This is a genomic window from Pseudomonas sp. FP2338, assembly GCF_030687515.1.
GTDB classification, from domain to species: domain Bacteria; phylum Pseudomonadota; class Gammaproteobacteria; order Pseudomonadales; family Pseudomonadaceae; genus Aquipseudomonas; species Aquipseudomonas salomonii.
The window spans coordinates 4,792,050-4,806,599 of record NZ_CP117436.1 but is presented as its reverse complement, the minus strand read 5'-3'; the positions used below and the strand labels follow the sequence as shown (position 1 = coordinate 4,806,599).

Here is a 14,550-nt window from a genome sequence, read left to right as displayed (position 1 = left end):
ATACCCGTGAAATCGAGTGCTGCGTCATGACCAATCTGTTGCTTTACCAACGTATCGCCCAGCAACTGGCTGAGGACATCCGGCGCGGTGTCTATCAACCCGGCGAGCGTGTGCCCTCGGTGCGCAAGATGAGTTCACAGCTCAACGTCAGCCACGCCACGGTGTTGCAGGCCTACGCCAACCTGGAAGACCAGGGGCTGATTCGTGCACGGCCGCAGTCGGGTTATTACGTGCACCAGACGCCTGCACTCACGGCGCCGACGCCGGATATCGCCCGGGTTGAGCGCCCAGGTTTGGTCACCCGCAGCAGCATTATCCAGCAGGTATTGGTCGAGTCGCGCCGCGAAGGGGTGTTCCCGCTGGGGGCGGCGGTGCCGAGTGTCGACTACTTGCCGGTGCGCGCGTTGCATCAGCAACTGGCCAAGGTCACGCGTTTCCAGAGCCCGCGGGCCTTCAGCTACATGTTCAGCCCCGGTTTCGAGCCGCTGCGCCGCCAGGTGGCGATTCGCATGCGTGATGCCGGCGTGGTGGTGGACCCGTCCGAAGTGGTGATCACCCACGGGTGTGTTGATGCGTTGCAGATGTCGTTGCGTGTGCTGACGCGCCCAGGCGACTTGATCGCCGCTGAGTCGCCGACCTATTACGGCTTGCTGCAACTGGCCGACCTGCTGGGCCTCAAGGTTATCGAGATCCCCAGCGACCCGGCGACGGGCATGAGCCTTGAGGCGCTGCAACTGGCGGCCAACCAATGGTCGATCAAAGCCCTGGTGCTGACCACGCGCCTGAGCAACCCGCTGGGCGCGACCATGCCCGAGGAGCGGCAGAAACAGTTGCTGCGCCTGGCTTCGGATTTCGATATCCAGATCGTCGAGGACGATATCTACGGCGAGCTGATGTTCGAGCTGGGTCGTACCAAGGCCCTTAAAGCCTATGACCGCCTGGACCGGGTGATCTACTGCTCGAGTTTCTCCAAGACCTTGTCGCCTGGCGTGCGCATCGGCTGGATGATTGCCGGCAAGTACCAGCAGGAAATCCAGCGGCTGCAGATGTTCAGCACCCACTCGGCGTGCAGCGTCACCCAGATGGGTGTGGCGGCGTACCTGGAAAACGGTGGCTACGACCGGCATCTGCGCTACATCCGCCAGGAATACCGCAAGAACCTCAGCGCATTCCAGCTGGCGGTGCAGCAGTATTTCCCCGAAGGCACGCAGATGACCCGACCGACCGGCGGCTTTATCCTGTGGGTCAGTTTGCCGGGAAGGGTCAATACCCAGGAACTGCACGTGCGCGCACTGCAGCAGGGCATCAGCATCGCACCGGGCGTCATCTTCAGTAATACGGAACAGTTCAACCACTGTATTCGGCTTAACTGCGGCACGCCGTGGAACCGCGAGGCAGAGCGAGCGCTGATGACGTTGGGGATGTTGGCCAGCCAGCTGTGCCAGGAAACCGCGGCTGGTTTTTGAACCTGAGCTGAGGCGCGAAAAGGGGACACTTACGTTGACTGGCTGATCACCAGGCTTGTCATGCCGCGCTCAACAAGCGAGCATATGGCCCTCTGCCGTTAATGCTGTAGGCAATATGACCTCTATTTTTCGCGCTGTTGTGGTGATTGGCCTGTTAAGCCTGTGTAACGTCGGCACCGTCCTGGCGGCAGCCCCCGTGACTCAAAGCAAGCCCACCGCCAGCACTGAGCAGAAGGCTCCCGCGAAGAAACCGGCGTCGGCTAAAAAAGCCCCGGCGGCCAAGAAAAAAACCGCCGTCGTGAAAAAACGTGCACCGATGGCGAGCAAATCCAAATCTGCCCACGAAGTGGCCCAGACCAAACTGCCACCGGCACAGTTGGACCTGTCCCTGCCAACCGAAATGGTCAGGCACTTGCAACCCATCGGCACCATGCCTAAACCCAAGAGCGTGCCGCTGTTGCCACCGATGTTTGCGGAAAAACCCACCGACAACAGCGCGTTCCAGATCAATGGCCGCCTGCTCAGCAACCAGATGCAGTTGCAACTGCGTAACGAAGAGCGCCGCGACATCGAAGGCGCGGCGCTGGATTTCGAGTTCAAGCAATAAAATTGCGCGCTTAGGTGACGTACGCCTTCGACCATCTGTCGCAGACTGGTCGGTCACTTTCGTTTTGTGCGAAAAACCCCTGTTAGACCATTTTAAAACGGCTGTTTAAGGGCGTACTCTAGCCCGGCCATCCATATTGAGTCGTCGAGGACCTGCTGGTCATGAAATGCCGTGAAGGCTGTGGCGCATGCTGCATTGCCCCCTCCATCAGTTCGCCATTACCGGGAATGCCCAATGGCAAACCGGCGGGAGAACGTTGCCTGCACCTGTCGGTCGAACAGCTATGCCAGCTGTTCGGGCAACCGGAGCGGCCGGCGGTGTGCAGTGATTTCAAGGCAGACCTTGAGGTGTGCGGCAACGATCAGGCCGATGCGATCCGTTTGATCGGCTGGTGGGAGCAGATGACGGCGGCTTGATGGGCTTTACTATCGGAACTTCAAAAATAAGGAATACAACAATGGGTTCGCTGAAACGATTGGCTGTGGTGTGCGGTTTTACGGTGCTGTTTGCTGCCACTGCCCAGGCTGAAGATTGGCAAGTCGCCAAGGACGAAGACGGTATCAAAGTGTCCTTGAGCGAAGTCGCCGGCTCCAAGTACAAGGCTTATCGCGGTGTCACCGTGATCAAAGCCCCCATCGCCAAGATCCAGGCCCTGCAGGAAGACGTGACCGGCGCCTGCGCCTGGATTCACGAATGCAAATCGCAAAAACTGCTCAAGACCGTAGGTGACAAGAGCTGGACCTACACCCAGTTCAAGGCGCCGTTCCCGGTGACCGACCGCGATTCGATCCTGGAGATCACCACCTCCAAGGCCGCCGACGGCACCGTGACCCGCAAGCTGCTGGAAGTGCCGACCTACCAGCCCGAAGTCAAAGGTTACGTGCGTGTAGCCCAGGTAGACGGTTACTGGAAACTGGTGCCAAAAGGCGATAACCAGACCGAAGTCACCTACCAGGTGCACACCGAGCCAGGCGGCAGCGTGCCCTCGTGGCTGGCCAACAAGTTCGTGGTCGACGCACCGTTTAACACCTTGAAAGCCTTGAAAGAACACGCTGAAAAATAAGCGCAGTTGATCCGGTGCCTCAGGCCTTGAGTGGAACGTTTGCCGACCGCTCAAGGTCCAGATAGATGTGAGCCCACACATGGGCTTTATCGAGGAGGCACCGATGCAAACGTGGCAGATTACCTTCGTAGATGATCACGGTGTAAAGACCGTGGAGCAGTTCGCCTGCGCGCAAAAGCCCAGCCTCGAAGACGCGGCGCACATGATCCGCAACAAGCTGGTACCCGTGGCCGCCGAACTTGACCTCAATGACCTGGAGGGCCGCAAGCCCGAGCCTACGGTCAAGATCCTCAAAGATCAGAACAGCATCCAGATCCTCGACATCTCACCCGCCGCCTGAACATTTCCTGTAGTACCACGAAACCCCTCTGGTGGAGGTGATAGCTTCGCGCTACTCTGCAATTGAGATCAGCGAATGAATCGCTAAGGTCTGGTCTTGTCAGCTACATGCTTGTTTTCCCTCGGTGTTGTTATTGCCGTAGTACCCGCGTCAGTAGGGCGCGGGCTTCGGGAAGCACGGAAAGTCTATCCATCAGTTTGAGGAGGACGTTTCATGAGCACAGCCTATCAAGAAGACATCAGCACCAACGTACTGCGCCGGATGAAAGAAGGCGGGTTCGACTTCTCGCGTTTTCACCCCATCGAGTTCTACGCCATTTTCCCGGATGAGGAACGTGCGCGCAGGGCTGCGGGTCGCTTTCGCGGGGAATCCCTGAATGCCCAGGTCAGCGCGCGCGATGACGGCGCCTGGTACCTGGAACTGAGCAAAATCATGTCCGCAACCTACGACGGCATAGGAGACTTCGAGCAAGACTTTGAAGCGGTGGTGGAACCGCTGGGCGGCATCATCGAAGGATGGGGCGTCAAGCAGGAGGTGCGTGGGTTACCCATGTAGTGCAATTGTCATGAGTAAAGCAGCGTATCGGCTGACCTTTGGGTCGGCCGATTTTGTGTGTGCTGTATGAAATCTCCTAACCCTGTCCCTCACTTTTCTTGCACCAAAAAAAAGCCACCCAAACAGGGTGGCCCAAAGGGAAGAGCGGTTCGCTGAAGCAGCAGGACGCGTCCTGTTCAGCCGATGGAGGTGATTATCCGCAAGGCGGGGCGGGCAGTGAAATCAACTCTGACTATGCTGTTGATAGTCAAAACCCGCATTGTGATGAAGCGCGGGGCGTGACGGCGGGCATTCTGCGCACCAGGAAGGTGCGGGCGGAATCCGTTGTTTATTCAACTCACTGATTTTTAAGTGTTTATGCCGATGGCGCGGGCCTTGCAACACTGCTTGCGTCCGAGTGACAAGGAGTACGGCATGACCCGCACTTATTACGATGAAATGTACGACGGGGCAGGGCAAGTCCGGCCCCATTACCGCGAGTTCGCCCGCTGGCTGGCCGACACCCCGGCCGAATTGCTGGCGCAACGTCGGCGTGAAGCCGATTTGCTGTTCCACCGCGCCGGCATCACCTTCACCCTTTACGGGGACGAGCAGGGCACCGAGCGCCTGATCCCGTTTGACACCATACCGCGCAGCATTCCCGCCAGCGAATGGCGGATGGTCGAGCGTGGCTGCATTCAACGGGTCAAGGCGCTGAACCTGTTCCTGGCCGACCTGTACCACGAGCAGCGCATCATCAAGGCCGGCATCATCCCCGCCGAGCAAGTGCTGGCCAATGACCAATACCAACTGGCCATGCAGGGCCTGAACCTGCACCGCGATCTGTATTCGCACATCTCCGGTGTCGACCTCGTACGTGACGGCGACGGCACGTACTACGTGCTGGAAGATAATTTGCGCACGCCGAGCGGTGTGAGCTACATGCTCGAAGACCGCAAAATGATGATGCGCCTGTTCCCCGAACTGTTTGCGGCCCAGCGCATTGCGCCCATCGACCACTACCCCAACCTGCTGCTCGACACCCTCAAAAGCTCAAGCCCACTGGATAACCCCAGCGTGGTGGTGCTGACGCCGGGGCGTTTTAACAGTGCGTTTTTCGAGCATGCCTTTTTGGCTCGTGAGATGGGCGTGGAACTGGTGGAGGGCGCCGACCTGTTCGTGCGTGATGACCGTGTGTTCATGCGCACCACCGACGGCCCCAAGGCGGTGGACGTGATCTACCGTCGCCTCGACGACGCATTCCTCGACCCGCTGGCCTTCAACCCCGACTCGATGCTCGGCGTGCCCGGCCTGCTGGCCGCGTACCGCTCGGGCAATGTGGTGCTGGCCAATGCGATCGGCACCGGGGTAGCGGATGACAAATCGGTGTACCCGTTTGTCACCGAGATGATCCGTTTTTACCTGGATGAAGAGCCCATTCTGCAGAACGTGCCGACCTTTCAATGCCGCAAGCCCGATGAATTGTCCCACGTGCTGGCCAACCTGCCGGACCTGGTGGTCAAGGAAACCCAAGGCTCCGGCGGTTACGGCATGCTGGTAGGGCCGGCCGCCACGGCGGCGGAAATCGAAGCCTTCCGCGCGCGCATCAAGGCCAAGCCCCACGCCTATATCGCCCAGCCGACCCTGTGTTTATCCACCTGCCCGACCTTTGTTGAAAACGGCATCGCGCCACGGCATATCGACCTGCGCCCATTCGTGTTGTCCGGCAAGGAAACCCGCGTGGTCCCCGGCGGCCTGACCCGTGTGGCGCTGCGCGAAGGCTCGCTGGTGGTTAACTCGTCCCAGGGCGGCGGCACCAAAGACACCTGGGTGGTTGAGGATTGAACCATGTTGAGTAGAACTGCCTCGGATTTGTACTGGATGTCGCGCTATCTGGAGCGCGCGGAAAACCTCGCGCGCATGCTCGATGTCAGCTATTCGCTGTCGCTGATGCCCCAGGACGGTCGCGGTGATGGCCTGCACGAACTGGCCATGCCGCTGCTGATCACCGGCACTCTGGACGATTACCACGCGCGTCACGGCGAGTTGCACGCCGAGCGCCTGCTGCACTTTTTCGCACTGGATGCGGCCAACCCGGCGAGCATCTACAGCTGCCTCGGCGCCGCGCGGGCCAGCGCCCATGCGGTACGTGGGCGAATTACCGCTGACATGTGGGAAAACATCAACGCCACCTGGCTGGATATTCGCGATATTGCCCGGCAAGGGCTGAGCCGTTATGGCATGAGCCGGTTTTGTGAATGGGTCAAGGAGCGCTCGCACCTGTTCCGCGGCGCCACCTACGGCACCATCATGCGTAACGACGCGTTTCGCTTTATTCGCCTGGGCACCTTTATTGAGCGTGCCGACAACACCTTGCGGCTGCTCGATGCGCGCTATGAAATGGCCGGCGACCAAGCCGCCGCCGTCACCGACGGCACGGCCCATGCCTACTACCAGTGGAGCGCCTTGCTGCGCGCCTTGTCGTCGTTCGAGGCCTACACCGAGATCTACCGCGACGCGCCCGGCGCCCGGCAAGTGGCTGAATTACTCTTGCTACGCGCCGACGTCCCGCGCTCGTTAAGGGCGTGCAGCGAAGAGATCGACCAGATCCTCGCCAGCCTGCCGGGCATCAATGGCCGTCCGGCCCAGCGCTTGGCCGCCGAGATGGACGCGCGCCTGCGTTTTACTGCGATTGACGAAATCCTCGAGGAAGGCCTGCACGCCTGGCTGACCGACTTCATCCCCTTGGTGCGCCAGTTGGGCGACGCCATCTACAGTTCCTACCTGGAGGCCGCATGAGACTCTCCATCAGCCACGAAACCACCTACCACTACGAAGACCAGGTGCGCGCCAGCATTCAGTACCTGCGCCTTACGCCCCACGACAGTGAGCGCCAGCATGTGATCAGTTGGCAGCTGGACTTGCCGCGCCCGGTGCGCGCGCAAGTCGACCCGTTCGGCAATATCCTGCACGTGTTGACCCTGGATGAGCCCCACGATGCAATCATCATTGGCGCCCGTGGCCAGGTGGATATCGACGAGTTGCGCGAGGCGGAACACGAAAGCCAGTCAGCGTTTCCGTTCCTGCGCAGCACGCGCCTGACAGAACCCGATGAGGCATTGCTTGGGTTTGCGCAACAGCACTGCCGGCAACGTCGCGACCGCAGCGCGTTGATCGACCTGATGCACGCGCTCAACCAATCCATGGTCTACACGCCGGGCGCCACCGAAGTCGACACCTGCGCCGCCCAAGCCTTTGCCGGTCGGGCGGGCGTGTGCCAGGACCACACCCACGCGTTCCTGGCCTGCGCACGCAGCCTGGGGATTCCTGCGCGATATGTGTCGGGGTATTTGTACACTGAAGACAGCACGCACCTGGCCAGCCACGCCTGGGCCGAAGCCTGGCTGGATGACGCCTGGTACAGCTTTGATGTGACCAACCAACTGGCCCGACCGGAGCGGCATTTGAAACTGGCGGTGGGGTTGGATTACCTCGACGCCTGCCCGGTGCGCGGCATGCGCAGAGGCGGTGGGCATGAGCAGATGCATGCCAAGGTGTTCGTGGCGCCGACGCCGGTGGTTTCGGTGCAGCAGCAATAGGCACAGCACTTTCAGTGTGGGAGCTGGCTTGCCTGCGATAGCGGTGGGTCAGCTACACCTGTGCCGACTGGCAGGCCACTATCGCAGGCAAGTCAGCTCCCACATTGTATTTGTGATGGGCTCAGGGTTGCTGTTTACGCCCCGCCATATGCTTCAAGTACCCCACCAGCAAATCCAACTCGCCGTCCGGCAACACACTGGCGGTAAACGCCGGCATCTTCGCCTGTGGCCAATGCCGCAAGCTCTGCGGGTCGCGAATGTAGCGCTTGAGGAAATCCCCGCTGAAATACTCGGTGGGGTTGTAGGGGATATTCAGGTCCGGCCCCACCTGCGCATCACCGGCGCCATTGAGACGGTGACATGCCAGGCAATTCTTCTGGAACAGCACAAATCCCTGGTTGACCGGGTCATTCGCGGCCAACTTCGGGTCAGGCAACAAGGCCGGAAAACGCTCCGCCACCGTCTTCAATTGCTTGATCGCAGATACCTGGAACGGCCACTGTTCAGGGCTGATATGCCCGGCTTGCGGGTTGGTCCATACCAAGTAGAACGGCCCGGCACTCGGTTTGCCGTCTGCCAACGCAGGCCACGGCCGTGCCGGGTCTTCGACTGCCAGCCAGGCGCGGGCGCCGTGTTTCTCCAGCAACGGCGCAGCGGTGAGTTCGGCGGCAAACCCATCCAGGGCCACGGCTTGCAGATGGTTCGCAGGCTTCAGACCCGGCAGCAGAGAGGCCAGTGGCACGGCGCGATAGGTCATAGTGCGCTTGTAGGAAACGTCATCGACGATCTGCACCGTCTGCGCATCCGGGTGCTTGAGCAGGTCGGCGGTCTGCCAGGTCTTGCGGGTGTGGTCGAGTTCGATGGTCAATTGCGCGGCCGTTGCCGGCAGGGCCAACAGCAAGGCGAGGAAGGCTAGGATCGGTTTCAAGGGAGAGCCCGGTTCGAAGTGGCGGTTGCGCCCACAATACCGGAAATCTGCGCGCAAAAAGACAGCCCCTGCAACAGGACCGCTATGCGCAATGTCCCGGCAGGTGCTGCCAAAAACTGCAGTCCTGATGCTGTGTGTGCACGGAATCCGGAGGCTGAATCGTCACCCGATAACCTTGGTTAAATTGGGCAAGATCAGAATCAGTGTGGTGGCGAACAGAATAAGTCCCGCCTGACGTACTTTCGAATGTTTAAACATGGCTGACTGCCTTTTGTTGTTATTCCTGAGCGTCAAATGCGTGCCGATGTATTTCAGTATCGCGATGTGACGTTGCACTTTTCTTACAACTGCCCCAGCAAAACCCGGCAGCAGCTTCCTACTGATTCAACCTTAGAGCCCTCGTTCTTCGTGGCTTAGATCCATTTCATATCAGCTAATCATTATTTGCGCTAAAAACGGCATGAGGCTTATTGCCATCTTGGCGCCAGCCCTAGGGCTAGACAGCTAAAACGATTAATCAGCGGTTTTCCATAGCTGCCTACCGTTCGTCCGAGCGAGGGGGTCAAAAGCAATGAGCGCATCCGTCATTGAAACCGTGTCAATCGGGCCTGAAGGTAGGCACACACGCACTGGCTGCTCGAGGATGTCATGACCCAAGCTTTGATCTTTGATGCGATACGTACGCCCCGTGGCAAAGGCAAGGCCGACGGTGCCCTGCACAGCGTCAAACCGGTAAACCTGGTCGCGGGCCTGCTGACGGCGCTGGCGCAGCGCAGCGACCTCGACACGCGCCAGGTGGATGACATCGTCCTCGGCTGCGTCACCCCGGTGGGTGACCAGGGCGCCGACATTGCCAAGACCGCCGCGCTGGTGGCCGACTGGGACGTCAGCGTCGCTGGCGTGCAGATCAATCGCTTCTGCGCCTCGGGCCTCGAAGCGGTGAACCTTGGCGCAATGAAAGTGCGCTCGGGCTTCGAAGACCTGGTGGTGGTCGGCGGTGTCGAGTCCATGTCCCGCGTGCCCATGGGCAGCGACGGCGGCGCCTGGGTGCTCGACCCGCAGACCAATCTGCACAGCCACTTCACGCCTCAGGGCATCGGCGCGGACCTGATCGCCACACTGGAAGGCTTCACCCGCCAGGACGTCGACACCTTCGCCCTACAGTCCCAGCAGAAAGCGGCCAGGGCTCGTGCAGACGGTTCCTTCAACAAGTCGCTGATCGCGGTGCAGGACCAGAACGGCATTGTGCTTCTGGACCACGACGAATTTATCCGTAGCGACTCCACCCTCGAAGGCCTCGGCAAGCTCAAGCCAAGCTTCGAAATGATGGGCCAGATGGGCTTCGACGCCACGGCGTTGCGGGTCTACAGCCATGTGGAGCGTATCCACCATGTACACACGCCGGGTAACAGCTCCGGCATCGTCGATGGCGCCGCGTTGATGCTGATCGGCTCCGAGGCCAAGGGCCGCGAGCTGGGGCTGCAACCGCGTGCGCGCATCGTCGCCACGGCAGTCACCAGCACCGACCCGACCATCATGCTCACCGGCCCTGCACCGGCGACGCGCAAGGCGTTGGCCAAAGCCGGTTTGCGCGTTGAAGACATCGACCTGTTCGAGGTCAACGAAGCGTTTGCTTCTGTGGTTCTCAAGTTCATCAAAGACATGGGGGTCGACGCCGCCCGAGTCAACGTCAACGGCGGCTCCATTGCCATGGGCCACCCGTTGGGCGCCACCGGTTGCGCGATCCTCGGCACCCTGCTCGACGAGCTGGAAGCACGCCAGCAGCGCTACGGCCTGGCCACCCTGTGTGTCGGCGGTGGCATGGGCATCGCCACCATCATCGAACGCCTCTGAGCCCAAGGAATTTGTCATGACCGAAGCCATTCGTTACGAAAAAGGCCAGGACCAGATTGTGGTGCTGACCCTCGACATGCCCGGCCAGAGCGCCAACACCATGAACGGCGTGTACCGCGAGGCCATGGCGGCCATCGTCACACGCCTTGAGGCGGAAAAGCCCGACATCGCCGGCGTTGTAATCACCTCAGCAAAGAAGACGTTCTTTGCCGGTGGCGACCTCAATGAACTGATCAAAGTCGACAAAGCCCACGCCAAGGATTTCTACGACAGCGTGCTGGTGTTGAAGGCGCAACTGCGCCGCCTGGAAACTCTTGGCAAACCGGTGGTGGCTGCGATCAATGGCGCCGCGCTGGGCGGCGGCTGGGAGATTTGCCTGGCGTGTCATTACCGCGTGGCGCTGGATGACCAATCCACCCAGCTTGGCCTGCCGGAAGTCACCCTGGGCCTGTTACCGGGCGGCGGCGGGGTAGTGCGCATGGTGCGCATGCTCGGGCTGGAGAAGGCTTTGCCGTATTTGCTGGAAGGTAAAAAAGTGCGGCCGCAGCAGGCGTTGCAGGCGGGTTTGATCAATGAGCTGGCGGCAGATCGCGATGAACTGCTGGGCAAGTCCCGTGCCTGGATTCTTGCCAACCCCGAGGCCAAACAACCGTGGGACAACAAGGGGTACCAGATCCCCGGCGGCACGCCGTCAAACCCGAAAGTTGCGCAAATGCTGGCCATCGCCCCGTCGATTTTGCGCAGTAAAACCAATGGCTGCTTCCCCGCGCCGGAGAAAATTCTGTGTGCGGCTGTGGAAGGTGCCCAAGTGGATTTCGACACCGCGCACCTGATCGAAACCCGCTACTTCACCGAGCTGGTCACCGGGCCAGTGGCGAAAAACATGATCGGCACCTTCTGGTTCCAGCTCAATGAAATCAACGCCGGCAGCTCACGGCCCAAAGGTTTTGCACCTTATGTCACGCGCAAGGTGGGCGTGCTGGGCGCCGGGATGATGGGCGCAGGCATTGCTTATGTGAGTGCCTGTGCGGGCGTCGAGGTGGTGCTTAAGGACATCAACCTGGCGGCGGCCGAGAAGGGCAAGGCGCATTCGGCGGCGCTGCTGGACAAGAAAGTCAGCCGTGGGCAATTGACCGCCGAACAGCGGGAAAGCACCTTGGCGCGGATTCATCCTACGGCCTCAGATACCGACCTGGCCGGTTGCGACCTGATTATCGAAGCCGTATATGAAGACCGGGATCTCAAAGCCAAGGTCACGGCGGCGGCGCAAAGCGTGGTCGGCAGCGAGGCCGTGATCGCCTCCAACACCTCCACTTTGCCCATCACTGGCCTGGCGACAGCGGTGCCTGATCAAGGCCAATTCATTGGCCTGCATTTCTTCAGCCCCGTCGACAAGATGCCGCTGGTGGAAATCATCAAGGGCGCCCACACCCGCGACGAAACCCTGGCCCGAGGTTTTGATTTCGTCCTGCAAATCAAGAAAACTCCAATCGTGGTCAACGACAGCCGCGGCTTCTTTACCTCGCGGGTGTTCGGCACCTTCACCAACGAAGGCATCGCCATGCTCGGCGAAGGCGTGGCCGCGCCGATGATCGAAACCGAGGCGCGCAAGGCCGGTATGCCGGTGGGGCCATTGGCGGTGTCGGATGAGGTGTCCCTCAGCTTGATGAGCCATATCCGACAGCAGACGGCGAAGGATCTGCAAGCCGAAGGCAAAGCGCTGCCGACTCATCCGGCCACGGCCGTGATCGATCTGTTGGTGAATGAATACAAGCGCACGGGCAAGGCGGCAGGCGGCGGTTTTTACGACTACCCCGCGGGCGGGCACAAGCATCTGTGGCCCGAGCTGAAAACCCGCTTTGAACAAGCCGGCAAACAGGTCTCAGCGCAGGATGTGCGCGACCGTTTACTGTTTATCCAGGCGATTGAAACCGTACGGTGCGTGGAGGAGGGCGTGTTGCTGTCCACGGCGGATGCCAACGTCGGGTCGATCTTCGGCATAGGTTTTGCCGCGTGGAGTGGCGGTGCGTTGCAGTTTATCAACCAGTATGGCTTGAACGACTTTATTGCCCGGGCGCGCTACCTGGCCGAGCAATACGGGGAGCGGTTCTCGCCGCCGGCGTTGTTGCTTGAGAAGGCTGCACGGGGTGAACTATTTGCCTGATCAGACCTGTTTTGAATGATGGAGAACCCCTGTGGGAGCGGGCTTGCCCGCGATAGCGTCATATCAGCCGATATTTGAGTTAACTGACACACCGCTATCGCGGGCAAGCCCGCTCCCACAGGTAGTCACTCGGCGGGACTTGCTTTGCTGGGGCGTTTCAAGGCAGGCTCTGGGCTGTGCATTATTCCCATCACCGTGTCAGGTATTTTTTATGTCGCTACGCGTCTGTATCCTGGAAACCGATATCCTGCGTCCGGGCTTGATCGATCAATACCAAGGGTACGGGCAGATGTTCAAGCGCCTGTTCTCCAAGCAACCGATTGCCGCCGAATTTGTCATCTACAACGTGGTGCAGGGCGAATACCCGCCTGCTGACGAGGTGTTTGACGCCTACCTGATCACCGGCAGCAAGGCCGACTCCTTCGGCACCGACCCGTGGATCCAGACCCTCAAAACCTACGTGCTGGAGCGCTATGAGCGTGGCGACAAGCTGCTGGGCGTGTGCTTCGGTCACCAGCTACTCGCGCTGCTGCTGGGCGGCAAGACCGAACGCGCCAGCCAAGGCTGGGGCATGGGCATCCACGACTACAAGCTAAACGCGAAAGCGCCGTGGATGAGCCCGGTGGTGGAAGAACTGACCTTGCTGATCAGCCACCAGGACCAAGTCACCACGCTGCCGGACAACGCCACTGTGATTGCCTCCAGCGATTTCTGCCCGTATGCCGCGTATCACATCGAAGACCAGGTGCTGTGCTTCCAGGGCCATCCGGAATTTATCCACGACTATTCTCGCGAGTTGCTGGAGATTCTTCAGACAACCCTGGGCGAAAAGGTCTACACCCACGGCGTGGCCAGCCTGGCGCGTGACCACCATGGCGCCACCGTGGCGGAATGGATGATGCGCTTTGTTGCCCACAAGCCAGAGGCTGCGGTTTAAAGCCAGCCCGAGCGTTTAAAGCTGGCCCACAAACTGGTGCAGCCCACCGCAATAAACCCGAGCACCGCGAAATAGCCGTAGTGCCATTGCAGCTCGGGCATGTTCTGGAAGTTCATTCCGTAAATCCCCGCCACCGCCGTGGGGAACGCCAGAATCGCCGCCCAGGCGGCGAACTTGCGCTGCACCACGCTTTGCCGTGAAGCCTCCAGCAACACACCGATTTCGATGGTCTGGCTGGCGATGTCGCGCAGGGTGGTGAGGTCTTCCATCTGCCGCGTCACGTGGATCTGCACATCGCGAAAATACGGGCGCATATTCTTGTCGATAAACGGGAAGCTCAGCTTCTGCAGCTCCTGGCTGATCTCCACCATCGGTGCTACATACCGCTTGAGCCGCAGCACATCGCGGCGCAGGCCGTGCAGGTTCTGGATATCGCGCTCACTCAGTGAGCTGCACAGCACGTTGCGCTCCAGCTCATCAATTTCGGCGTGAATCGCTTCGCTCACCGGCTGGTAGTTTTCGGTGACGAAATCCAGCAGCGCATAGAGTACGAAATCTTCCCCGTGTTCCAGCAACAACGGTCGCGCCTCACAGCGCTGGCGCACAAAACCGTAGGACGCCGAGTGGCCGTTGCGGGCGGTGATGATGTAGCCGTTGCCGGCAAAAATATGGGTTTCGATAAACTCCAGCTTGCCGTTCTCGCGCACCGGTGAATAGGTAACGATAAACAGCGCATCGCCGAAGGTTTCAAGCTTGGGGCGGCTGTGTTTTTCCAGGGCGTCTTCGATGGCCAGTTCATGCAGGTTGAACTGGCGTTGCAGGTTGGCCAGCTCCTGGGCGCTGGGTTCTTCCAGGCCGATCCATACAAAATGGTCGGGTTTGGCGGCCCAGGCGGCGCCTTCATCAAGGGTGATATCCGTGACTTTCTTACCGGCGCTGTAAACGGCTGCCGCAACAACTCTACCCATGGTGCTGATCGCTTCTTATTAGGAGGACAGGTGTTGGGCAGCTTAGCCTGAATGGCGTTCCCTTGTTGCGGTGCAGAGGTCGGCTTTTTG

General features: G+C 60.1%; 14 protein-coding genes. 12 read left to right on the top strand and 2 right to left on the bottom strand.

Annotation, left to right across the window (positions count from 1 at the left end; all coding sequences use genetic code 11):
• Nucleotides 1–26 precede the first annotated feature (26 nt).
• The 9 genes from PSH96_RS21670 to PSH96_RS21630 all read left to right on the top strand — a co-directional run bounded on the left by PSH96_RS21670 (nucleotide 27) and on the right by PSH96_RS21630 (nucleotide 7,609).
• The gene (locus tag PSH96_RS21670) at nucleotides 27–1,466 is read left to right on the top strand and encodes a PLP-dependent aminotransferase family protein (RefSeq protein ID WP_017138335.1); all 1,440 of its coding nucleotides are present in this window, start codon (nucleotides 27–29) and stop codon (nucleotides 1,464–1,466) included.
• A gap of 115 nt (nucleotides 1,467–1,581) precedes the next feature.
• Nucleotides 1,582–2,073: a translation initiation factor 2 gene (locus tag PSH96_RS21665; protein WP_065929925.1), complete on the top strand. Its 492-nt coding sequence runs from the start codon at nucleotides 1,582–1,584 to the stop codon at nucleotides 2,071–2,073.
• A gap of 161 nt (nucleotides 2,074–2,234) precedes the next feature.
• Nucleotides 2,235–2,489 carry a YkgJ family cysteine cluster protein gene (locus PSH96_RS21660; RefSeq protein ID WP_017138333.1) on the top strand — a complete coding sequence of 85 codons (255 nt, stop codon included), beginning with the start codon at nucleotides 2,235–2,237 and terminating at the stop codon, nucleotides 2,487–2,489.
• Nucleotides 2,490–2,530: 41 nt separating this feature from the next.
• A complete protein-coding gene (locus PSH96_RS21655; RefSeq protein WP_305454958.1) occupies nucleotides 2,531–3,136 on the top strand; it encodes an START domain-containing protein in 606 nt (201 codons plus the stop codon).
• A gap of 103 nt (nucleotides 3,137–3,239) precedes the next feature.
• Nucleotides 3,240–3,476 (top strand): hypothetical protein, encoded by a 237-nt coding sequence (locus PSH96_RS21650; protein ID WP_026013791.1) that lies wholly within the window; start codon nucleotides 3,240–3,242, stop codon nucleotides 3,474–3,476.
• 213 nt (nucleotides 3,477–3,689) lie between these two features.
• Nucleotides 3,690–4,031, top strand: coding sequence for a ribonuclease E inhibitor RraB (locus tag PSH96_RS21645; RefSeq protein WP_057721151.1), 342 nt, complete (start codon nucleotides 3,690–3,692; stop codon nucleotides 4,029–4,031).
• A 414-nt stretch (nucleotides 4,032–4,445) separates the two neighbouring features.
• Nucleotides 4,446–5,855: a circularly permuted type 2 ATP-grasp protein gene (locus PSH96_RS21640; RefSeq protein ID WP_065929923.1), complete on the top strand. Its 1,410-nt coding sequence runs from the start codon at nucleotides 4,446–4,448 to the stop codon at nucleotides 5,853–5,855.
• Between the two features lie 3 nt (nucleotides 5,856–5,858).
• Nucleotides 5,859–6,809 carry an alpha-E domain-containing protein gene (locus tag PSH96_RS21635; protein ID WP_056861611.1) on the top strand — a complete coding sequence of 317 codons (951 nt, stop codon included), beginning with the start codon at nucleotides 5,859–5,861 and terminating at the stop codon, nucleotides 6,807–6,809.
• Nucleotides 6,806–7,609, top strand: a complete 804-nt coding sequence (locus PSH96_RS21630) for a transglutaminase family protein (protein WP_305454953.1) — start codon at nucleotides 6,806–6,808, stop codon at nucleotides 7,607–7,609. Before PSH96_RS21635 ends, PSH96_RS21630 begins: the two co-directional genes overlap by 4 nt.
• 121 nt (nucleotides 7,610–7,730) lie before the next feature.
• On the opposite strand, the gene PSH96_RS21625 is transcribed toward PSH96_RS21630, so the two are convergent.
• Complete coding sequence (locus tag PSH96_RS21625) at nucleotides 7,731–8,537, bottom strand: cytochrome c (protein WP_305454951.1); 807 nt, start codon at nucleotides 8,535–8,537, stop codon at nucleotides 7,731–7,733.
• Nucleotides 8,538–9,185: 648 nt separating this feature from the next.
• On the opposite strand from PSH96_RS21625, the gene PSH96_RS21620 reads away from it, so the two are divergent.
• The 3 genes from PSH96_RS21620 to PSH96_RS21610 all read left to right on the top strand — a co-directional run bounded on the left by PSH96_RS21620 (nucleotide 9,186) and on the right by PSH96_RS21610 (nucleotide 13,492).
• Complete coding sequence (locus tag PSH96_RS21620) at nucleotides 9,186–10,391, top strand: acetyl-CoA C-acetyltransferase (protein ID WP_236369709.1); 1,206 nt, start codon at nucleotides 9,186–9,188, stop codon at nucleotides 10,389–10,391.
• A 16-nt stretch (nucleotides 10,392–10,407) separates the two neighbouring features.
• Nucleotides 10,408–12,555, top strand: a complete 2,148-nt coding sequence (locus PSH96_RS21615) for a 3-hydroxyacyl-CoA dehydrogenase NAD-binding domain-containing protein (protein WP_305454949.1) — start codon at nucleotides 10,408–10,410, stop codon at nucleotides 12,553–12,555.
• A gap of 211 nt (nucleotides 12,556–12,766) precedes the next feature.
• Complete coding sequence (locus PSH96_RS21610; RefSeq protein WP_200432276.1) at nucleotides 12,767–13,492, top strand: amidotransferase; 726 nt, start codon at nucleotides 12,767–12,769, stop codon at nucleotides 13,490–13,492.
• On the opposite strand, the gene PSH96_RS21605 is transcribed toward PSH96_RS21610, so the two are convergent.
• Entirely contained in the window at nucleotides 13,489–14,460 is a 972-nt protein-coding gene (locus tag PSH96_RS21605; protein ID WP_058420797.1) for a magnesium and cobalt transport protein CorA, read from the bottom strand. The two genes, PSH96_RS21610 and PSH96_RS21605, sit on opposite strands and share 4 nt — an antisense overlap.
• Between the last annotated feature and the right edge of the window lie 90 nt (nucleotides 14,461–14,550).